The 22,656-nt window shown below is 42.0% G+C and carries 16 protein-coding genes and 1 pseudogene; 4 read left to right on the forward strand and 13 right to left on the reverse strand.

Annotation, left to right across the window (positions count from 1 at the left end):
- Nucleotides 1-207: 207 nt before the first annotated feature.
- A complete protein-coding gene (locus AC1F2U_RS30300) occupies nt 208-897 on the forward strand; it encodes a class I SAM-dependent methyltransferase (protein WP_480264500.1) in 690 nt (229 codons plus the stop codon).
- Between the two features lie 111 nt (nt 898-1,008).
- Here AC1F2U_RS30300 and AC1F2U_RS30305 read toward each other — a convergent pair whose 3' ends face one another.
- Nucleotides 1,009-3,900, reverse strand: coding sequence for an NHLP bacteriocin export ABC transporter permease/ATPase subunit (locus AC1F2U_RS30305; protein WP_480264501.1), 2,892 nt, complete (start codon nt 3,898-3,900; stop codon nt 1,009-1,011).
- Nucleotides 3,901-4,484: 584 nt separating this feature from the next.
- Here AC1F2U_RS30305 and AC1F2U_RS30310 point away from each other — a divergent pair.
- Entirely contained in the window at nt 4,485-4,679 is a 195-nt protein-coding gene (locus AC1F2U_RS30310) for a hypothetical protein (protein ID WP_138502135.1), read from the forward strand.
- A 320-nt stretch (nt 4,680-4,999) separates the two neighbouring features.
- Here AC1F2U_RS30310 and AC1F2U_RS30315 read toward each other — a convergent pair whose 3' ends face one another.
- Both AC1F2U_RS30315 and AC1F2U_RS30320 read right to left on the reverse strand, forming a co-directional pair.
- A complete protein-coding gene (locus AC1F2U_RS30315) occupies nt 5,000-7,261 on the reverse strand; it encodes an NHLP family bacteriocin export ABC transporter peptidase/permease/ATPase subunit (protein WP_480264502.1) in 2,262 nt (753 codons plus the stop codon).
- A 156-nt stretch (nt 7,262-7,417) separates the two neighbouring features.
- Nucleotides 7,418-8,857 (reverse strand): NHLP bacteriocin system secretion protein, encoded by a 1,440-nt coding sequence (locus tag AC1F2U_RS30320; RefSeq protein ID WP_480264503.1) that lies wholly within the window; start codon nt 8,855-8,857, stop codon nt 7,418-7,420.
- 507 nt (nt 8,858-9,364) lie between these two features.
- Between AC1F2U_RS30320 and AC1F2U_RS30325 the strand changes: the two genes are divergently transcribed.
- Nucleotides 9,365-10,138, forward strand: a complete 774-nt coding sequence (locus AC1F2U_RS30325) for a DUF4198 domain-containing protein (protein ID WP_480264504.1) — start codon at nt 9,365-9,367, stop codon at nt 10,136-10,138.
- Between the two features lie 339 nt (nt 10,139-10,477).
- On the opposite strand, the gene AC1F2U_RS30330 is transcribed toward AC1F2U_RS30325, so the two are convergent.
- From AC1F2U_RS30330 to AC1F2U_RS30355, 6 genes are all read right to left on the reverse strand, one after another.
- Nucleotides 10,478-13,786, reverse strand: coding sequence for a type 2 lanthipeptide synthetase LanM family protein (locus tag AC1F2U_RS30330; protein WP_480264505.1), 3,309 nt, complete (start codon nt 13,784-13,786; stop codon nt 10,478-10,480).
- A gap of 242 nt (nt 13,787-14,028) precedes the next feature.
- A complete protein-coding gene (locus AC1F2U_RS30335; RefSeq protein ID WP_480264506.1) occupies nt 14,029-14,319 on the reverse strand; it encodes a Nif11-like leader peptide family natural product precursor in 291 nt (96 codons plus the stop codon).
- A gap of 240 nt (nt 14,320-14,559) precedes the next feature.
- Nucleotides 14,560-14,841, reverse strand: coding sequence for a Nif11-like leader peptide family natural product precursor (locus AC1F2U_RS30340; RefSeq protein WP_480264507.1), 282 nt, complete (start codon nt 14,839-14,841; stop codon nt 14,560-14,562).
- A 228-nt stretch (nt 14,842-15,069) separates the two neighbouring features.
- Nucleotides 15,070-15,222 (reverse strand): hypothetical protein, encoded by a 153-nt coding sequence (locus AC1F2U_RS30345; RefSeq protein WP_480264508.1) that lies wholly within the window; start codon nt 15,220-15,222, stop codon nt 15,070-15,072.
- Between the two features lie 139 nt (nt 15,223-15,361).
- Nucleotides 15,362-15,544, reverse strand: coding sequence for a hypothetical protein (locus tag AC1F2U_RS30350; RefSeq protein WP_480264509.1), 183 nt, complete (start codon nt 15,542-15,544; stop codon nt 15,362-15,364).
- A gap of 184 nt (nt 15,545-15,728) precedes the next feature.
- Nucleotides 15,729-16,346 (reverse strand): hypothetical protein, encoded by a 618-nt coding sequence (locus AC1F2U_RS30355; RefSeq protein WP_480264510.1) that lies wholly within the window; start codon nt 16,344-16,346, stop codon nt 15,729-15,731.
- Nucleotides 16,347-16,502: 156 nt separating this feature from the next.
- Here AC1F2U_RS30355 and AC1F2U_RS30360 point away from each other — a divergent pair, with 156 nt between their 5' ends.
- On the forward strand, nt 16,503-17,255 hold the full coding sequence (locus AC1F2U_RS30360) for a TspO/MBR family protein (protein ID WP_480264511.1): 753 nt from the start codon (nt 16,503-16,505) through the stop codon (nt 17,253-17,255).
- Nucleotides 17,256-17,451: 196 nt separating this feature from the next.
- Here the strand turns inward: AC1F2U_RS30360 and AC1F2U_RS30365 are convergent, their stop codons facing one another.
- The 4 genes and pseudogenes from AC1F2U_RS30365 to AC1F2U_RS30380 all read right to left on the reverse strand — a co-directional run.
- A complete protein-coding gene (locus AC1F2U_RS30365) occupies nt 17,452-18,429 on the reverse strand; it encodes an aromatic ring-hydroxylating dioxygenase subunit alpha (RefSeq protein ID WP_480264512.1) in 978 nt (325 codons plus the stop codon).
- 174 nt (nt 18,430-18,603) lie between these two features.
- Nucleotides 18,604-19,959, reverse strand: coding sequence for a two-component system sensor histidine kinase RppB (rppB, locus tag AC1F2U_RS30370; protein ID WP_480264513.1), 1,356 nt, complete (start codon nt 19,957-19,959; stop codon nt 18,604-18,606).
- A 35-nt stretch (nt 19,960-19,994) separates the two neighbouring features.
- Nucleotides 19,995-20,726 (reverse strand): two-component system response regulator RppA, encoded by a 732-nt coding sequence (gene rppA / locus AC1F2U_RS30375; RefSeq protein ID WP_480264514.1) that lies wholly within the window; start codon nt 20,724-20,726, stop codon nt 19,995-19,997.
- 331 nt (nt 20,727-21,057) lie between these two features.
- Nucleotides 21,058-22,539 (reverse strand): annotated as a pseudogene (locus tag AC1F2U_RS30380) (COR domain-containing protein); the annotation flags it as partial.
- Nucleotides 22,540-22,656 lie beyond the last annotated feature (117 nt).

The following is a 22,656-nucleotide window of genomic DNA, read 5'->3' on the forward strand; positions in this document are numbered from 1 at the left end:
GTGTAACACAATATACTCAAATTGCGTAAACAACTACGGATTTAATGTGTACTATAGCTAATCGATAGAACACTAAAGAATTGCTGTAATCATGTATAGGCATGAGTTACAACTGCGATTATTGGAAATAGTGTAAATCCTGCATCTGGCTGCATTATCGCTTATGTTTTAAAAGAGAAGATTGTTCGTGCTATTTGAGCGGTGTTTATGGACGAAAATGAAAAACGAATCCTTGACTCATGGCAGATGAATGCTAAATTATGGACACAAGCAATTCGTAATAAACAAATTGAAAGCCGTGCGATCGCCACAGATGCCGCTATAGTTAAAGCGATAACCAAACTTAATCCAAAAACATTCTTAGATATTGGATGCGGTGAGGGATGGTTGTCTCGACAGCTTTTTTCTTTAGGAATCGATGGTTGGGGTGTTGATTTTTGCACCGATCTCATTGAGACAGCAAAGGATAGTGGTGATTATCGCTTTGTTGTCTGTTCGTACTCGGATCTTGCATCACAAAGATTTAGCACTATTAACTATTTCTCTTGCTTGATCTGCAACTTTTCAATTCTAGGCGAATGCGCTCTTGATGAGATCGCTAAGGCAGGTCATAGCCTGTTAGAGGACAAAGGCAAAATAATCATTCAAACACTTCATCCGATAATTGCTTGCGGTGACTCTCCATACTCTAATGGGTGGCGCGAAACTTCATGGCAACCAAATGCAGATCGACCATTTTACCCTACTCCTTGGTATTTCAGAACCCTGGAATCATGGATCGACGAATTCCATGCTTTGAATTACCGATTGCTAAATTTATATGAGCCATCCGATCCCAAGACAAATAAACCGATTTCCATTATTTTTGTCTTTGAACGGGAGCAAAGTATTAATTAGCCGGACTTGATATTAGTCACCCTTGAGAGAAAGCAATTTTTATTTCAATCTTAATGATGGATTTAACAGCCAATCTTTATACCAAGCTACTAATTCCATGCTGAAGCAAAACTAAAGCTCCCCTTCTAACTGTTGGGCTACCAGTTTGGTAAATAACCCTGATTGGGCAATCAATTCCGAAAAAGTACCTACCTGTACGACATGACCTGCGTCAATAACATAGATGCGATCGGCATTACGAATCGTGCTGAGGCGATGGGCAATTACCACTCTGGTAGCATTTAACTTAGCTAAACTTTCAGTTACAATTGCCTGGGTGCGATTGTCCAAAGCACTAGTCGCCTCATCCATCAAGATAATTTTAGGCTTGGAAACAAGCGATCGCGCAATCAATAATCTTTGCCGTTGTCCACCGGAAAGATTACTACCACCCTCGGCAACGATCGTATGCATCCCCATTGGCATTTTCTTGATATCATCAGCAAAACCTGCCATTTGTGCGGCTGACCAAGCTTCTTCTAGCGAAACCAAAGCCCCGGCGCTGATGTTATCAAAAATTGATGCTGTGCCGATTTTACCATTTTGCAGTACCACTCCTAACTGTCTTCGCACAGCCTGGAGTTCCATCTCTGCTAAGTCTTTGCCATCATAATAGATGCTACCTGTCAATGGAGTTTCAAACCCCAATAACAACCGCAATATCGTTGATTTCCCACTTCCAGAAGACCCAACGATCGCGATAAATTCCCCTGGTTCGGCATGGAGGCTGACATCATTGAGGATTAAGCTGCCATTTTCCGAGTAGCGAAAGCTGACACGATTTAGGGCAATGCGACCGCTTAATTGACCGGGGTTAACCTTGGTTGAGTCATATTCAGGCTGCGATCGCCAAATCGGTTTTGCTCGTTCCCATATTGGCACAATACTCCAAATTTCCGATACAGTATTGCTCAGGTCAATTACTCCTTTGATAAAAATCGTCAAAGCATAGTTAAAAGCAACGAATGTACCCAGTGTTAGGCGTGTCTGCATCAACAGCATGGCAAACCCAAACAGCAGTATAGAACTTATCAAAGGGAGTGCTTCGTTAAATATAGAAATACCATCTTTAATCTCTTGCCAACTCGCTTTCAGTCGGATCTGCTGGCTGTACTTTTTTGCCCAAGCTGCAAATGCGCGTTCTTCTGCCATTGTGACTCGCAGTTTGGCAACACCGTTGATTAGTTGTACCGTGAGTCCCTGAATTGCACCATTGAGTTCTTGCTCTTTTTTCGATTTCTTCACCAAGAGGAAACTTGCAATAGTCGTAACCACAGCGGCAAATATTGCTAAACCCACGCCCACAAGCGCTAGTTGCCAACTGTAAATAAACATCAGCACTAGGTTAAATAGAGCAAAAATTCCACTCAACAAAGTCCGTTGGGTAGCACCGCTAAGTTTTTGATGAATTTCCCTCACCGCCATGACGCGGTTGACTAAATCACCAGAAGTATATTGACGAAAAAAACTAGGACTTAATCTCAGCAGGCGATCCCAGATGGCTGGCTGTAATATGCTATCAGTGGCGCTTTCCACTCGTAGAGTAATAATGCTTTGGGCAACTTGAAAAGCTAACTGTCCAAAGGCGACTGCAAACATTACTAATCCTATCTGCCACAGCAAAGCGCGATCGCTATCTGGAATGGCATGATTGATTAAAATTGCTGTTGCTTGTGGTGCAACCATCCCCAATATTGTGCCCAGTAGCCCTACCACTAAAATACTGGCGATGTCTTTTTCATAACCCTTGACCCCAAACCGTAGCAGATCGATGGCGTTGAGCGCAATTTGAGGTAATGGTCGATACAGAACGTAAGCTAATGGTGACAGTGTTTTTGCTATTGATTCATTTACAGGTGTCCGAGTCCGCGCTACGGGGTCAAAGATTAGATAATCCCGATTCTCTTTAGGTAACAATGCCACTGGGCGCTTTTCCAACTGGGTATAAGCTAACATTGCCCCTTGGTCTTGACGCCACCAGCCATCTGCTAAAGTTATACGCCGAATCCGAATTTGCGATGCTTGTGCGATCGCGGCTACAGGGTCTTTAATAGAATTCAAATCCTCTGCTGGTGGACGAATCTCTATTCCCAGCGATCGTCCAACTGCACCAAATGCTACCAATAAGGGCGGCCCTTCCTGAGAAAAAACCGCCTCCTGCTGTGGCTGCAATACTGTTGCTAAATCAGAGAGTGCCCCCTCTATAACTTGCTGATTAAATTGTTCGCGTTCCTGAAACTGCCGAAATTCTGCTTCTGTTTCTTTGTTTGCCAGCAAACTGAAATAGTGAAAGAAATAAGTATGCAAACTGGCTAAACCTGCCAGAAGTTCCTCGAAATTTTCTAAATCTGCCGTTGGCAACATCTCTCCGATAACCGTATTTTCTGCCTCCAGCCACATATCACTCGTGAGTGGAAACGCTGGTGAGGTAGAATTCAAGGTTAATTCCTCAACTCCCATCCAGTGAGTATTGCCTTGCTGCAACTTCACCCATAGAAGTGTTGGTTGCCTCCACTGTAGCGTTTCACCAGGGGATAATGAAAAATCCTGCCCTAATGTCTGCACAAGGTTTAATGGCGTTGTCACAACTGTTTGCTGGGCACTAAGAGATTGTCCTAAATGATTTATCCAACCTTCTAAAAGTTCTATGGCTTGAGAGTCAGCCGCTCCGATTCCCTTAACCAAATCAACCATTGACATCTGGCATAATTGGGTAGGTTCAATTGCGATCGCTACAAAATTCCATTGGCTTTGTGTTATTACTTCCGGTAATAACGCTGCACTAAACAATGCTTCACCAGTGTTGACATGAAACAGATAGCGGCGATGCTCCTTTGGTAAACTGTTTTCAATAGTCGCAAACACTGCCAATGTTCCAGACTGCACTATCCAGAATGTTTCTGGGTTATTCAACAGTAATGGTTCGTTTGCCTGAGAGAGGTATGGTTTGGAAAGAGGATTCACTTAAGGTAAATCGATGTGAGTTCGACGATTGGAAAAAGATATAAGAAAAATTATTGTATCCCGGCTGAATGTAACACAGATTTTTTGTGATGATGATATAGCAGTCCTAAATTATTTGTAAAAATAAATTAACCGCAGAGACGCAGAGAACGCAGAGAGAATAATCGGGGATTTTCACGACTCATCTAGGATTGCTATATTACTTTAGAGGACATCAGCCTAATACCAATTTAATGTGAAGTTGCACATATCTTGATCCCCCTAAATCCCCCGATAAATTGGGGGACTTTGAATTCCCCCCTTTTTAAGGGGGGCTAGGGGGGATCGAATTCTATGCAGCTTCAGAAAGAATTGGTATAAGGGACTTGCAAATAAAAATAATTAATTGCTCAGTCAGCAAGGAAAGCAGGGCAAGAAAAATCTGATAATCGTCTTGGATGGAAAAATTGAGTAATTTAACGTGCGCCTCCGTTGGAGACTCACGTAAATTTAGAATTGCTGAAGAAGATTTGCCTTTCATGTCGCTTGAATAAGGAAAATGATAGAGTTAAAGGCGATCGCATAGCGAAAAATGTAAATAAGATATGGCTGACCAAAAAGATAAAGCTCAAGAAAAAAACCGCCTTGAACAGCTTCAAGAAGAACAAGGCAACACTGATTCTAAGCATTCAGGCGGTGCTGGCGCTTCTGGTGGCAACTCGGGTGCAGGTAAATCTGGCACATCAAAAATTTCTGCCACTGGTACACCTGATGATATCGAAAAAATCGATCAAGAGTAAAGCTGATTTTGACGCTGAGTCAAGGTTTAACTGCCTCGGCAATCATTAGCAACTCAACAATGGTGGATTGAATACCTGATTATTCAGTTCACCATAGCGACCGCAACGCTAAACTTTTAACTTTACCCAATCTCATCCTGACTCGAATGGCACGCTTGAAAAGCTCTAAGCTATGCAGATCGGGTTCGGTTAAAGACTTATAATTAGGACTGATATCAAGTTCGGATAATTACTTATTATTCAAAACTCTCCACGTAAGAGCGTCCCCGCATCAGGCTCAATCATCTCATTATTCAGCAACGTCTTCTAACTCTATATTATTATGCCTCTGCCGCGTGAAGTAAGCGAAGATAAGTTCCACCTTGCTGCCATAATTCTTCATGAGTGCCACGCTGCACGATTTTACCTTGCTCTAGCACAATAATTTGATCACAATCGCGGATTGTGCTGAGGCGGTGGGCTACTACAATACACGAACAACCACGCTGTTGCAAGTTACGGTTAATAATCAACTCGGTTTCTGCATCCAGGGCGCTGGTTGCTTCATCCAGTACTAAGACTGTGGGATTTCTCACCAAAGCGCGGGCAGTTTCTAAACGCTGGCGTTGTCCACCACTAATATTCATACCGCCTTCAATCAACTCAAAGTCATATTTCCCAGGCATAGATGCGATCGCATCATGAATCGCTGCATCTTGGCAAGCCTGCACTAAATCAGCTTCTGGTACAGTTGAATCCCAAAGAGTGATATTTTCACGCACAGTCCCGGCAAATAAAAAGATATCCTGTTCAACCATTGCCAACCAATTAGCCAGAACAGAACGCTTAATTTGCGATCGCTCTACACCATCAAAGCAGATTTCCCCATCCCACGGTTGATAAAGCCCACAAATTAATTTAGCAACTGTGGATTTACCAGAACCACTTCCCCCCACAAGCGCTATTCTTTGCCCTGGCTTGACACTCAAGCTCAAATTCTCAATCAACGGAGGTTCTACACGACTATAGCCAAAAGTGACATTCCGTAACTCAACGTGACCCTGTAATTGCCAAAGAGATGAGGGAGAATCACTAATAGCTACTGCCTCCTGCTCTCTTCCCCCTGCCCCCTGCCCTCTACCTCCTGCCCCCTGCCCCCTGCCTCCTGCCTCCTGCCTCCCCTCCACTTCCAAATCAACGGGATTTTGCAATACATCATCAAGGCGGTTTAAATCAGCTTCTAAATCTTGGAGTGTACTGCCGAAATTAACGAGGCTATTAACTGGCTCTAAAAAGCTCAGTGTTAAACTTTGGTAGGCAACCAGCATTCCAATACTGAGATTGCCCTTCATTACCTGTAAACCACCAACTAGTAAAATAGAAGCTGTGGTTAGGGCTGTCAAAATTGTGGGTAATGTGGTGAGAATTTGAGTTTGTAAGCCTAATTGTTGTTGGGCGTTCAAGGCTTTAGCGTAATAACCCGCAAACCGAGCAAATAAGTCTGACTCTAGCCCAGAAGCTTTGATGGTTTCTATCGTTTGGATGCCGCTAATCGTTACTCCGCCCACTTTGCCATATTCCTGAGCTAGGCGCATATTTGCATCTACACGAGTTTGCGATAAAAATAAGAGAGCGAGAATGTTGATTAAAGCAAAACCGACTGCGATCGCACTCAGCAATTGGTCATACTGAATCATAATTAGCAGGTAAAATATCATCATCACCGCGTCAATTACTGTAGTTGCCAAAGACCCTGAAAGTACTTCTGCCACCCGGTCATTGAGTTGCACCCGGCTACTAATTTCCCCAGCAAACCGTTGGTCATAAAACCCGATGGGCAATCGTAAGATATGCCAGAGAAACTGTCCTGATGTGCTGACTGACAACTTAACCATTAATCGCCGCAGGTAGGTAAGTCGCAGTCTGGCAAGGAATGCCCGTAATAAAGTAGTTAACAGCATTCCTAACAGCAAAGGTCGTAACCAATCTTGTCGGTCTTGGATTAAAATCTCATCGATAAATACCTGAGAAAAGGCTGGTACAGCTAACCGAGGCAGTGTTAGTAATAACCCCGCAAGCAAGCAAAATAAGATAGTAACTCGTGAGTTTTGTAAGCGGCTACTTAAGGCTGAGAGAATGTGATTTTTTTTGCCTCCCTTCTCAAAATCCGCTCCTGGTTCCATTGTCAGCACAACACCCGTGTATGCGCGATCGAACTCTTCCCAACTTACTGTTCTCCGACCATTGGCAGGATCGTTGAGGTAGACGCGTTTTTTGCTATATCCTTCTACTACGAGAAAATGGTTAAAATTCCAAAAGGCAATGTAGGGGAGACGAGTAGTTTTGACGTTTTCCAGAGACAGTTTTAAACCTTTAGCATTGAGTCCATAGTTTTTGGCAGCTTTGAGAATATTAAAAGCTTTACTCCCATCCCGCGAGACACCGCATTCTTCACGCAGTTTAGCCAGTGGCACAATTCGGCCGTAATAGCTCAGAATTATTCCTAAAGCAGCTGCACCACATTCGACCGCTTCCATTTGCAAAAGTGTAGAAGTACGGACACGATTTGGTTTAATTTGTGAAAATAGAGGGAAAGCGACCATTTTAAACTTTGATTTCTAATGGATAATTTTAAATATTCTTATACCAATTCAATTATTAATTGCAACACATTATTGGGTAAAGACGCGATTAATCGCGTCTCTACAAATGGTTTATTTGTCGCATTATTTTTTCAAATTAGTATTAATTCTGCCTCCTTAATAAATTCCCGTCCAAGAGCGCAGCATAGGAATAACATAAGAAATCGGTGCTTTTTCTCCAACTTTCACTTGAACTGATGTAGTTGTGCCAGAAGATATTTTTAGGGCTGGGCCATCAGAGGATGACCATTTGTAGCCACTGACTGATGTCGGGTTTTCTTGAAGTTGGATAAAAGCTTGCACCTGATTTTCACCTTTACCTGCAAGACTAACGGCAATTTCTTTGTTACCAACGATCGCTGTAATATCTTGTGTAGTTACCGGAAATGAAGAAATATCTGCAACGGTTCCGACAATGCCACCTTCGCGCTCACGTTTAGCAAAGCTGGGAGTTACCTGTACAGGCATCCCAGGCTTGATTTGCTTACCATCTTTATTAGCAAAGTAAACAAGACTCATAAGTTTTGAATTTGGCTGTTCAGCCTCAATTGACCCCAAGCGACTACCCGGATTGATCATTTGTCCAGGGACAGCACTCAGTTCGAGAATGTGACCATTATATTTGCTAATAATTCTACTTTCTTGAGATAATTGCAGTTCTAATTGGGCAATTCGCCGCTTTACTTCCCGAATTTGATTTATTTTGTCAATTGATTGTTTCAGGTCTTGTTCGCGTAGTTTAGTATTTTGAGTATTAATATCTTTAATTTTGGTTTTAATTTCGTCAATTCTGTTGAGATTTTCTAGATATTCTCGTTGCGTGGTGGTTTCTTGGATTTCGAGATCCTTGAGTTGCACATCAATATTCGACAGTTCACTTTGAGTATTAAAATATTCTTGTTCGGCTTGCACCAGCATATCTTGGCTGATCACATGCTGCTCAAAAAGCTGACGACGATTATCAACACGTCCTTTAAGAGTTTTGAGTAAGTAATTAATTTGTTCTTTGCGGGAATTAATGCTTTGGCGTTTTTGAGCGATCGCTCTTTGTGTTTGATCGCGTAACTTTGGCGCATCCTGCTCTCGGCGCAGATTATTTTCCAGATCAAGTTTTTGCTGCCCAAGGGTGATAATTTGTTGGTCAATCAGCAGCTTTTGTAGCCTGTCAGTCTCTTGATTTTGGGTTTGCAGTTGTTGCAACTTTACTTGCTCTTGCTGTAGTTGCTGCTTTAGCGCTGATTGGTCGATAATACCCAGCACATCACCTTGTTTAATAATATCTCCCGGCTTGACCTTGAGAGCTAGTAACGGGCCAGAACTAGGTGCTTGAAATTCCACAATGTGGTGCGGTTTAATCAAAATACCTTGACCTGTGACGGTGAGGGGAATTCTGCCGAACACACTCCAAACGCCAGCCACAGCAACTACAAAACTCAAAGTAGATAAAGTTAACCAAGCTTGGGGCTTGACCACATTTATCGCTTGATCCAGTTGTTCTGGTGAAGATAAGCGCTCTAGGGCTTCTTGACGGAAGATGTGGCTGTGTTTTAGTTGCATTGTTCTCCTTCTTGCTGACAGCACCTAGAGCCTCAAGTTTTCTAGACTTCTAAGATTAAAGTGCGATCGGGGAGAACTAGGGGAGAATTAAGGAAGCGATCGCTTTTACTGCCTCAATTAGGGAGTATCCCACTTTTTTGCATGTCATTGCGTTCGCCCCTGGTGTTCCCGTTGGCGCAGCCTCTCGTAGAGAAGGGTACGAAACGATTTTGGGGTTGGGTTTTGTTCTTCAATCCAACAAATGCCTACATTAATCAAAGTCTTTAAATAAGATTGCTGTATCCTGCCATAGCTTTTTACATACCCTATTTATACTAAAAATACAATACCCTAAACGACGTATTTATTTAGAGGTATGTCTTGTATTTCAGCTAACAGAAAAAGTTTACTTATTATTAATAAATAAAAAAGCTCCTATCCTTAATCATAAATATCCCTGACGGGGGGATTGTAAGTTATTAAATATTATGGTTTTAATTATCTAACACCTGATTTAGGAACATTTAGATGCTAATTAAAAAATGGAAAGAGTTGCTATTAGCAGTGGCAATGTTACCTTTGTTTATTCAACCAGTTTCAGCACATATTATCTGGTTTGACTATGATAATGGAGAATATAATCTCTTGTTTGGTCATCCAGAAGACGGGCCAGAACCTTACCAGACATCTAAATTTAAGCAAGCTACAGCTTATGATTTTAATAGACAAATAATTCCGTTTGATATCAATCAGAAAAAAGACGGGCTATCTCTAACTTCTAATGGTGAAATCGCAGCATTAACTGGATTTTTTGATAATGGCTATTATGCTAATGTAGGCGGTGAATCTCGCAGTATTTCCGAACAAGAAATTGGACAATATCAAGACGTTAGCCATTATCTGAAGTATACTAAAGCTCTTTACGATTGGTCTGACACTCTGGCTAAACCATTCAATCTGCCGTTAGAAATTATCTCATTACAGAATCCTCTTGCAGTCAAACCAGGAGAAAACTTGAAAGTTCAAGTTCTTTATCAAGGAAAACAAATTCCAGATGTGACAGTAGAATATTTGGGCAAAAAGTTAAGTGGCGACCAAGATGGTACTTATTTGGTTCCTATTGGTGATGAAGGATTACAACAAATAGAGGCTAGTTACACAGTTGCTTCAGCTACCAACCCTAGTATTTCTTACGAAACTGGCTTTACAGCACAAAAAACTTCTGTACCCGATCCATCGGCATTACTTGGTCTTAGCGTAGTTGGATTGCTGGGATTATACAAAAAAAGGTTTTTCGTCTAAAGCTTAATGATGAATTAGTCTCAATGCGCTTGGGTTAAGCCAGAAAAATAAATTTGCGTAGGTTGGGTAGCCACTGCGCCCTTGCGGTTTCCGGACTTGTTCGCTCTTAGCGTTCCCGCTTACTTAGCAAGTGGCGTTTGAGCAACGAAACCCAACATTCTCGAACATTTGTTGGGTAACACTAAAGTTCAACCCAACTTACAATTATCCTTAACCCAAGCGTATTGGAATTAGTCTTACCTGTAAAGATACCCTATTAACGTCTAGTGAGGTAATAGGGTGTGAGCGGCCAAAGCAATTTTTGCGTATTACTTGGCACTCAAGATGCGAATAACAAGCTCAATCCCATAACAATATTGAAGGTAAATCATTGTTAGCCAGACGCAGCAATTGATAACCAATTCCAGATATACCGGGTAAAAAGCCAGGATTAAATACAGAATTGGGTAAGTTGGGGAACAGTTGATAAGCTCCAGTTCGCTTGGCTCTAGCCACGACATTTGTTGCATTCTGGCGAGCAATTTGATGCCAATCAGGACGTGAACAGATTTTTGCACCGACTAACAGCACTTCCGCCCGGCCGAAGTTGCCACAGCACAAGTGATCGATCGCTTGTAAGCCAAAATTCTGAGTAGTTTGGAGAGCAATTTCAATTTCTTGTTGAATATCCGGCGTTTCCACGATTCTCAAACTGCCTAAGCGTCCCAAACCAATGCCGGCTGCACCATGACACCACTTATTTGCAAAGTCAGGTTGTCCTGCTTGTCCCATTCTGCGGAAGTCGGGCCAGTTGGCAGTGGACTGGCAAAAGACGCTACGCTCATACTCAATTCCTGCTAAACCTGCTTCTAAGAATTTGCCCTCCAAGGTGGCGGCATAAAGTCTTAGCAAGGCATAAGAGATGCCTGCGGCTCCATGAGAGAAGCCAGTTAAGGGCTTATCCCAATAAGTATGCCAAGCTTTGGGCGCACCATTGTGACTAACTTGACGGTTGAGTAAATGTTGTCCACAGGCGATCGCTTTTTCTAAAACGGTTGCTTCTCCTGTGGCTTGATGCAGGGACAATAACCCTAGAATTGCCCCAGCTGCTCCACTCATAATATCCAAGTGTTCATCGGCAGCAATTAGTTCTGGTGTCATCAAATTGGCTAATACTTGAGCGTCTGGCAATAGCGTTGCATCGTTGAGGAATTGACTAATTTTCACCAGGCTATAGATCATCGATCCTAAACCTGTCGCACCCCCAACGCCCATGAAACGAGCCATGCGTTCCCAAGTTTCGGGATCGATGGTGTGGATTTGGCGACGCAGAGATTGCACTGTTCTAAATGCTAGATCGCGGTAACGGGAATCACCAGTTACTTGGCTCAGTGCCGCTAAAAACAAGGCAACTCCAGAGCGTCCGTCACAAAGAGAATTGTTTAATACTTGCAGTTGATATCGTTCGGCGCGAGGCACAAAGTCTAAGCCAATCCAGTTAACGCTGCCATCAGGATCAAAAATGGCTCTGGTTTCCAGTTGAGTGGCGATTTCTTTGGCTTCAGCAATCAATTGTTCCGAATTCAGCAACGGTAACGATTCCCCTTGCCATTGCCCACCTTGGCGGCTGGAAGTGGTTGCGATCTTGGCATCGAAGGAGCCTTGAATAATCGCTACTTGTCGAGCTAAATCGGTTTCATCTAGAGATTGTAACTGGTTGAGCAGGTCTTGATAACTGGATTGCTTGAAGTAGTTGGGAATGGAAGAAGAACCGTTTAAACTCAGTTCATCAACCACAGCGCTAGCCGTGAAGAAGGGAATATCTAATTGTTCCATCGCTCGGAGTTCTGCGCTCAAAACAGGAAAAGCGTTCGGTCTATTTTGAGCAACTAGAAAGGCACGACTGAGAACATCGAGTTGAATGCTGTAATCTACACCGTGTTTGAGGTGATCGGGTGCCCAAGCTTTTTGGAGGATGATGCCATAGATGCGGGTGTTGCGGAAGATAAAGCGCACCTGCTGATTTTGCATAGCAGATAGCAAACTTTGGCGTGAAAGTAAGAAATCTTTGTGCGCCATCAAAAAGCGATACATCTGCTCAAACCCAGTGGTGATTTGTAGTTGATAATCGTTTGGAGACAGAGCATTTTCACCCAAGAACGGCACATTTTTCCCAATCGGCAAGGTTACAGGCTCAGACAACAGATGCATATTATCTGTATTAATGTTCTGCCAACGCGGTACTTTGCGGGGAGATAGTCGGGGGTCTGTGCTGCCTAGTCCGCTAATATCATAAGCGACACTGCGATCGCCACTAAAGTCCCAACGCGGTAAAAGTCCGGTGCGGAGTACGGAATCCCAAAATTGTTGTGTGGCGGTTGTTTCTAAATCTTGGGTAAGCGGTGAGTCTTCAATGAGATTCGGTTCGTGGTGTAGCAAGGTTTCCATGTCAATCAGCACCAGATGTTCGCCATTGGCAATTAAGTTTTCGTAATGGCAATCTGTAGCTCTGAGGGCGTAAAGCACACACAACAACATCCCAGAACGCTGATAGAATCGTTTCGCAGCTGCTTCATCAACACAAGGCAACTGTTCAACATGTTCTACCCAACCATAACCGTTGCGTTCAAGTACTTGAATGACTTTAAAATCTAAAAGATTGCTGTGTTGATTGCACCAATCCAAAAATTGATTAAAGACAACCTCTAGTCCTAAATCTTTGGGTTTATAAACAAGTTTAAGTCCAGACTCAAAGGTGAGCAAAATCACCGTTCGTCCGCGTTTATGTGGGTCGGAAAGAGAGGCTTGAATTTCGGCAACTTTGTTTTCAGAAAATGGGGCGATCGCTTCATCAAAAGTTCGTTGAATATCTGTCCTATCTGCAACTAAACGTTGGAGAAATTCAGCAGTGAACTCAACCCAAAAATTGACCGCTGTTGCCACTAACCGACCGAGAACTGGATACTTCTGGAAGAACGTCAGCATTCCATCTTCTAGGAGTTGATTGACGAACTTGGTGTAGTGAGTGTTATTGTTTTCTGTCTCCAGTCCCAGTAAGCCGAGCAAGCTTTGACCAAAGGGACGCACCTGAGAAAATTCAAAATCTAATGTCTTAGTGCAAAGTCCTGCTAATCGTTGCAGTAGACCACGTTCCAAAGAGGTGTAAGCAGCTTGGGAAAGAATCGATAAGGGAAGAGACTCTTGGGTGAATTGACTGGCGCAGCGAGTCAGTAATTGCTGTCTGGCTACCAAGATAGCAGGCAAAAGGACATCTTCAAAAGCGATCGGATTTTGTGAATCGATTGGTAGAAATACTTGCGTTGCAAAATTGAATCCTGTAGCGGTTTGGATGATTTGCTGCAAGGTTTCTGCCCACTCAGGCAAAGGTCGATCGGCAAGTAACTCGATAGTTCCCAATCTGGAACTAACAGTATCGAGGTTTAGCCCTTCCCACTGTAAGCGTTTGTGCAATGTATCCAATTTACCTTCTGCTGCAACTTCGCACCAGCGATTTCTACGACGGTTAATTTCTTGTTCGTTGACTCGATCGCCATTAATTGCAAATCTGCTTTCATCAAGCCGTTCCCAAATAAAGCTAGCATTAGCTGCGATCGCCCTTAAATCGTCTGATGTTTTCTGTGGAGATAAGCGAACAACTTGTTGAACCATAGCTGGATTTCTCATAGTGGGAGTTAAAACAGAGATATCAATGGGATAAGGCAGAAGGTAAAAGTCAGAATTATATTTTCTTAAAGTTGGTGATAATTATGAATGGAATTCCCTCTTTACCTTCATAAAAAAGCAAAGAAGGAATTCAATATTTGTCGGGTTTTGGGGAAAAGGAAAAGAAAAAACCTTTACCCTTTTCTCCCCTCTTCCAAAAGTGCTTTTTGCAAGAGATCTATACTTTTTTAGCAGCAACCAGCGTGTCCACCACCGCATGAATCTGTATGACATAGCTTAGGCGCACTATCAGCCATCATCCCGCCGCTAACACTGAGTAATTCCTCTTCACTCAGTTCGTTGGAATCCACAAAGGTCAGTTCTGCCAGCATTTGAGCTACGCTTTCGGCTGTGAAAGTATAACCTTTTTCTGCACTGGCAATTAGCAACAGTTTGATGGCTTCTGTTTGGGTAACTGCTGCTTGCATATTCTCGCGTAGTTGGCTATTTTGGAGTAAACTTTGAATTTGTGACAACATAATTGTATTTTCTCCGAGTTGATGATAGTAGTTGTTAATAAAATTCCCTCTTTTCCTTGATTAAAAAACTAAAGAGGAAATCTGTTATGCAGCATCTTTTTCTGAGTTTAACCTCAGTCCCAAGTATGGAAATTATCCAAATTAAAATATTGGAAAAGTTGGATCTAAAAAGCTCTTTTAGAAAAACAACTGACCTTGGAAGCTACAATGGCAAAGAGAAAGAGAAGCTACATCCCTTTTTTAGCAGTGTCCGCCACCACAGCCTTCTGTGTGGCATAACTTAGGCGCACTATCAGCCATCATTCCACCACTAACACTAAGTAATTCTTCTTCACTCAGTTCATTGGAGTCCACAAATGTTAGTTCTCCCAACATTTGAGAAATAGCTTCAATTGTGAAGTTATAACCTTTCTCTGCACTGGCGATCGCTATCATTTTGATAGCTTCTGCTTGGTTAGCTGCTGCTTTGACTTGCTGTTGTAATTGTGCGTTTTGCAGCAATTCTTTAATTTGGTGTAGCATAGGTTTGTTCTCCATTTTTATTGATTTATTTATACGGCAGAGATTGCGCGCTTAGTTGGGGCGGTGTTCTCTGCTTTTCTGATTTGAATTTAGAAATAAATAGGGGAGAACTAGGGGAAATAGTTACGATTGCGGAAAAATTTTTCAGCACAGATTAATTCGAGAATGACATCGATATCCATCGAAATGCACGATGTATGTCTGCCTCACAATTGATTCTCCAGAGTTTTACTGTAGCTCCTCTCGTTTGGAGTCAATGAATGCATCCCTTGCTATAGACAGATTCATCCAAATCAGTGTTGTAACTGACTGGATATTGTTTGCTTCAAAGGCTAGCCGCACCCGTAAACAGAACTCTCGCCCAACGCGCCATTGTTCCATCGGTGCCGTTTTAATGAATGGCACTAAGAAAAGATGAAACCTCGTCAGGGCAGGGTGTAGGGTGTAGGGTGTGGGGTTAAGGGTTGGAAGAAGATGTTGTTCTATTTGATGCGCTAAAATTCAATTTTCTTAAACACACTCAGCCTACACCCAACACCCTATACCCAAAAGCCACTAATATCAGGGATTTACGCTTATCAAGCGTGCCATTCGCCGTTTTAATCCAGACGCGGACTAACATACCTGTGTGGGAGAGGTCATCAATGCCTAGCACTTCAGGCAATTCTGGTAAGCGATCGCGCCATTCTGGTTCGTTATACAATTGCTAGGATACTTACCTGAGAATCTCTAAAACATGCTTCGGGTCGTTTTCATAGGCCACCACAATAGAAAAGTCTACCCGCAGGTGTTTGTTTATTCTAATCAGCACTTTAATGGTTCGATGGCTTTCTTGTCGATTCCCACAACTAAAAATTGTCTAGAGCATTGTACTCATAAATAAGCTACTAACTACAATAAGCCAGACTGCTTAATCCAGGAGTATTTACTAAGTCAGTATTGACTATCCAACCATTACCAGATAATTCTCCAGGGAAACTTCTGGAAAGGTCGATTTCTACCCAAATATAATTTTCAGATTTGTATGACTTAACAACATTACCTGTAACCAAGTTCACATACACAGTTGTGTTTGGAGGAAGTGTTGTAATAAAAGGTTCTTGTGTACTTGGTTGGCGACGTATAGTTTCCTGTCGTACAATTTGCCGACATACACTGCCAATAGTAGGTTTACTCGATATATTTTGAGCGTTGTTATTCGGCTGACAAAATTTCAGGACAGCAGTTTGAATAAACCCTGAAGTCGGAGCTTTAATTCTGACAAATCTATCTCCACTAGCTGGTATATATGCTAAAGTAATCCTTGTTTTTGGCGACAATATTCTGATAGCGTTGGATGATGTTGAAGGTTCTTTGAAAACTGGAGTATTTACTTTAGTTGCACGACAATTTGACTGTGCAGAATTAAAGGGAGTCTGCGCGATTTGAGCAAATACAGGTACACTCAGAGCAAACGTAGCAATATTTACTAGAGTAAAAATATACAATAACTTCTGAAATTCCACGTTTTTTCCTCAACATCACTTACGAAAAACTGTACATTAGATTCGGAACTTATAAACTCTGATATTAAAAGAGCCTAACCAAATTATTTTTACCTATTAGAGTATCATATAATGACTTATTACTACTAATTACCACCTACGCGCCATCTCTTAATTATGAATAAATCCAAGAATAGTGGAATAGTTGAACAGTTTGTTAATACAGTGATGGGGGTAAAAACTGGAAATAAACCACAGTCTCTAAACACATCAATAGCTACTACACAAGAACTAGATATCAGGGCAGTTTTAGTTTATACACTAGGGACTATCCTACAAATATTAGTTATGATTCTCGTGTTATTGGGAATGGAAAAATTAGTAATGCTCATCGATAATTCTTCTTTTCCCAGTTGGGTTAGCACTTTATTGACTGGATTGTTTTTTGCTCTATTAAGTATCCGTTCTCGAATTTTTTCTCTTTTAGAGAATACCCGTTCTCGTCAGACCTATGACCAGGTAGTTAGACCAAGATGGTCTCCTCCACCTTTAGTATTTCCCATAGTTTGGATGATAATTGCTGTTTTGCGGGTAATTTCTTCTGTATTGGTTTGGCAGCAAATGAATCACCAGTTTTTAGTATTGCCTTTAATTTTATTTGTGGTACATCTGGCTTTAGGGGATACTTGGAATACGATTTTTACTGTAGAACGGAGATTAGGTGCTGCTGTACCTGTAGTTATTTTAGGCCCTTGGTTATCTGCTGTAGTGGTGACGGCAATTTATTGGCAAACTAATCCTATAGCGGGAATGACTTTATCATTTTCTTGTGTGTGGTTAACTGTAGCTGCTGTCTTGGTATTTAGAATTTGGCAATTAAATGGATCTGAGCCATTGTATCCTTTAAAACTAACGCTTGTGGATCGATAAATATCCAAAATTAACCTTGAGATGAAAGCTTGCAAAAATATTACTTGAGTTTGGATTACCGCATTCAACATACATAAAAAACGGTAGATTAATTAACAATCTACCGTTTTTTAAACTCTTTAAGGAAGTTAGCTTCTAAAGCAATTTTATCTAAATATTTTTTCTTAATCATACAAATGACAAGCATCGCCAAGTTCTAAATAGTACCGAAAGTAACACCCTGTTGTTTGAGCCACTTTCGGTATGCTATAGAATAGCGATCGCTCGGTAAATGTACTTCTGCTTGCAAATCCAAAGGTAAGCGTCGGGGTTGCTGGGACTCGACAATGGCGATATCTTGACTAGCAACTTTATTTTGAATATCTAGATACACTTCCACTTTTAGATCGCGGACACTGTTTACCATTAACCAATATTGCACCACGCACTCATCTTCATCGACTGGTGTAATTGTATAGAAGATATTTAAACGACGATCTCCAGGCCCAAGTTTAAAGTATGCCACTAGCGGACGGAAAATGCGGTAATCGTAAGTGTTGAAAATCATTGGTGCTGACAGAGGATTACCGGAATTAAAATCTAGTTCCCACAAACCACATTTGAAACTAATCCCATCTGGAAGAGACTCTAATTCATAGTGCGTCAACTCAGGACGGCTGGCGTGGGCAAATAATCCCGAATGCATAATTGGGAAGTGTGCCGGATCGATGAAATTTTCCAGCACCCGCAGAGGGCTAGAGTGATAGTAGTAAGGGCCACAGAAAATCTTTTGATAGACCGGATCGTACCACTCAGAAAACGGAGCTATGTCTTGTTTTGGTGTCCCTAAACAAACCCAGAGCAGATCGTAACGCTCTTGAATCTGGTAAGTTTTAACACAAGCTTGGGTGGGGGGCGATTGTTCGGGATTAGCCGGAACTTGTACACATTTTCCCTCGCTATTAAAGGCTAAACCGTGGTAAGGACAAACAAGAGTCTCTTTATCAACATATCCTAGAGAAAGACGAGCACCACGATGAGGGCAAACGTCTTGCCAAGCTAAAACTTTGTCGCCATTATGCCAAAGCACTAGATTTTCGCCTAATAAGCGCTTGTGCAGAACTGTTCCAGGTTGGAGGTCTTGCGATCGCGCTATTACATGCCAATCATTCAGCAAAATCTGGTCTTGCACCATGAGTATCGACACCGATCAGGTCAAATACCTATATCTTAATCATCCTGTGGAAAAACTATCAAAGCACTTTTAGGATTTGTTAACAGATAAATGTGCGCTCTCCATGTACGCAACAACTCAAAGTCGCACCTTGCCGATCGCAGATTTGCAAATAGCAACATTTATTTCCATAAATCACGGTGAAAGAGGAAGTCGAACGGTAAATGTACTACCTACCCCAGGTTGACTTTGAACGTGAATATTACCTTTGTGTGCTTGGGCGATCGCGATCGCTATGGCTAATCCCAATCCCGAACCGCCAGAGGTGCGAGAGCGTAGGCGCAGCCCACCGTAGGCATCGCGATCGACTCGATAGAAGCGATCGAAAATTCGCTGTTGATGTTCTGGGGCAATACCAATTCCTGTATCTTGAACTTTAATTATGGCATAAAGCTCACTTTTTTCTAAAAAAACCGTGACTTTTCCACCGCTAGATGTCGCTTGAATTGCATTGACAATTAAGTTAGAAATTAAGCGATAAAGCTGATCTTCATTTCCCATCACATACAATTTTTCTGAGACTTGCACTTGCTTAGAGAGATTGACTTGAGTCTCTACCGCCAAAAATGCTAATTCCTCAATTAAATCGCTAATGATATCATTCAAACAGCAAGGCTGATATTCTCCTATTAGTTGTTTCTGGTCTATCCTCGTTAATAACAGCAAATCTCCAACTAATTGTGATAAGCGCCGATTTTGGCGTTTGAGTACATCTAAAATTCCACCATTGGCTTTTGGTTCTTGCTGTAACTTGATAGCAGCTTCAATAGTAGAGTACATTGCTGCTAAAGGTGTGCGAAACTCATGGGCAGCATCAGCAGTAAATTGTTGCATTTGTTGGTAAGAAAGATATACAGGTTGCATTGCCCTTCCTGCCAACCACCAACTAGACAAACCAACGAAAATCATCGAAATTGGCAATCCCAATACCAAAGTTAATCTTAAATAAGTAAGATGTTGGTCTAAATCAGTGATACTACGCGCTACTTGTAGATAACCCGAAACCTGGTTTTGAGTATACAAAGGTAAAGTGATTTCGCGGTATCGAGTGCCGGAGGAATCTGTTAATATCTGCCAATTATCTAATGTTGAGGTCATCGGTAATTTGTCAAATTCCATGCCTCCACTAGCAAAAAGTTTTCCTGAGCGATCCAATAAACGGATATAGTAATTAACTGGATTTGCCGCTTCTGCAATCGATTTTTTAATAGATGTTGTTTTAGGCAAACAATTAGTCTGAGCCACACATAATTCTAAAGAAAATTCTTTAGCAAGGCGTTGTAATTGTCCGGGTTGTTGCCAAGCCGGTTCAATACTTTTATGGAGTGCGTTGGCGACTGATTGCAATCCCTGGTCTATGGTTTCATAGTAGGTATGGGCAACCACACTATAAACTCCCAAACTAGATAGCCCTAAAATACCGCCCATGACAAGGGTATACCAAGCTGCAAGCCGCAACCGAGTTTGGTGGAAAATGGGATTGCGTTCCATATTTTTAAACCCTTGCTGAAAGTATTGCTGTCAAGTTAGCAAAAATCAGCAGCATGAATATTTAGGCGATAGCCCACACCATAAATAGTTTCAATTAAAGATTCGCTATCTTCTTCTCCTAATTTGCGTCTCAATAAGCGAATTTGTGCTGCTACTACATTGCTAACTGGTTCTGCACCAATTTCCCAAAGTTGATTGATAATTTGGTCGCGGCTGATAATTTGGTTAGGATGCCTGATGAAATATTCCAATAATTGAAATTCTTTGGTAGTTAGTGAAAACACTTGCTTTTCTCCGTGAACATACTCACGAATAACTTGATGAGTGCTGTAATTGAGCGTCAGACAACCTACTTGTAAGCGTCGCGGTTGGACTTGAGGTGTCAGCGTTGCTCCGACGTAAGAGGCTCGCCGTTGTAATGCTCGCAATCTTGCCAACAGTTCTGCCATATCAAAGGGTTTAACTAAATAATCATCGGCACCACTATCTAGACCAATAATCTTTTCTTCCATCCGGTCTTTAGCCGTTAGCATTAATATAGGTAGAGTTAATTGGCGATCGCGCAACCATTTACACAACTCTATCCCCGAAGCTCCAGGCAGCATCCAATCAAAAATCGCCAGTGTATACTCAGTCCAGCCAGTTTCTAGATATTGCCATGCCTGATTACCATCTAGAAACCAGTCAACTATATATGCCTCATGGCTCAGGACTTCTTTGATTGCTACACCTAAATCTACTTCATCCTCAACTAATATAAGCCTCATAGTCAACCCATTGCTAAGAGGTTGTTTGAAAAATAGTTGGCTGTAATTTTAATTACATTATTACCCCCCTTAATCCCACCTTGTAAAGGGGGGAAACAAGAAAAATCTGGTTCCCTCCCCTTTACAAGCGATGCCCTGAGCTTGTCGAAGGGGGGAGGGTTAGGGTGGGGTAAAGGATGTACTATGGATAATTGATTTAACAGCAAATACTTCAACTTTACAAGGGAAGGGTTAGGGTGGGGTAAAGGATGTACTTCATTTAAATGCAAAATGCTGTATGCCATCATTATTAATCTAGAATAGGTTGCATCGCCTCTGGAGTTAGAAAAGTCTATTTAGCAGAGGGAAGCTTTAGTTCGATATTTAATTTGTTCCCTATTTCCATAACATTGTTTGTAAAATCTGTCATACCTGCGATCGCGCCAGCGACTAGAGTAGCAGCAGTTAGTAAAGCTACTAAACGCTTTTTGAGTTTGGGTACATTGCGTTCTTTTTCTGGCTTTTGAATTTCTGCTTCTACATCATCAATATCAATGGTGATGTCGTCGCGGATATCTGGTGGGAATTGGGCGGCAGTTTGGCGCAGGTTGCCGATCAGTTGCAGAATTTCGCTGATGTTTGCGCCGCTTGTTTGGTTGAAGTTAGAGGCTTGCTGAGTGGCGTTGTCTTTAACTTGGTTGGCAAAGTTGGCGATGTTTGCACCTTGAAGGTTGTTTGTGTTTTCTGTCATGGGTTTAAAATCTCCTTGGTGATTGCTATTGTAAATGTTGACAATTGGAGAGCGATCGCTTTCTGGATCAACTTTTTGTATTTTCTGACGCGATTCTCGTGATTCATAGCCATCTAGTAGTTGACGGATATTGATGTTTATTTTGAGTTTACCGATTGGATATTCAAGAACGCCCATCGCTTCGAGTCCGAGTAGTTCTTGGTAGTCGAGGGGCGGATGTTTGGGGTGATTGGGGACGGGAACCCATTCGGTGATTTCGAGATTGGGGAGACTTTTGTGGATTTTTTGGAAGACATCGCGGAGGATGCCGAGAAATAAGCGGCGAGTTTCTTTGCGTCCGCTAATAGTGATGAAGATTTTTTTGTCTTCTGGATCGGCTTTGATCCGAGCAATGTTGTAGATTTCGTTGTTTTCTTGATATTGCAGCATTACGCCACTGCGCCAATAGATTTGGTTATAAATTTTTTCGTGGGTGTTGACGATGAAGCGGGAAATGATGCTTTCGGGGAGAACTTTGTAATGGTATTGAAATTCCAGGGTTTCGCCTTCTAGTTCTGTTTCGTCTGGTTGGTCTTTGGGCAGAAGTCCCGGAATTAGAAATTGTGGTGGTTTACAATCTAATTCAAAGCAAAGCTCAAATTCTTTCATCAGCCCGATCAGATATTTGTGACGCTCAGTGGGGTAGCGCTTTTGATTGAGAATAAAGGGGAGATCATCAGAGGTGAAAATGCCTTTGTTTTTAGTTTTGAGGTTTTCATCGCTCAGGAGCGCATAAATGCCTTCTGTCACCCAGTTGGGTTTGAGGACTTTGGTATCTTTGAGGATGGGATGCTCGCGGAAGTTGAGAACTAAGCCAAGTCGATGGAGCAGATCGATGAGTTGATCTTGGTTTTGTTCTTCGGGAATATTGTTTTTGTAGCAGATGCCGATATAGCTGCTGTAGGTGATGAAGTCTTCAGTCATGGATTCGAGTTGTTGTTTAACCTCAAACCATGAGAGGGGTAAAAGGTCGTAGACTTCTTTGAGGTTGGCGATTTGCTGCAAAATAGCGGTGCGAAGTTCATCAATGCCGATATTAGACCTCTTGCAAAAGTCCCAAATACGTGGGACAAGTAGGTTAGAGTTGGGTAGCATTGATGACATACGAACAAGTAAAAATCTTAAAGCCAGAAGACTTTAAACGCTTGTGTGGTGTACGAC

Source organism: Nostoc sp. LEGE 12454 (assembly GCF_056620565.1).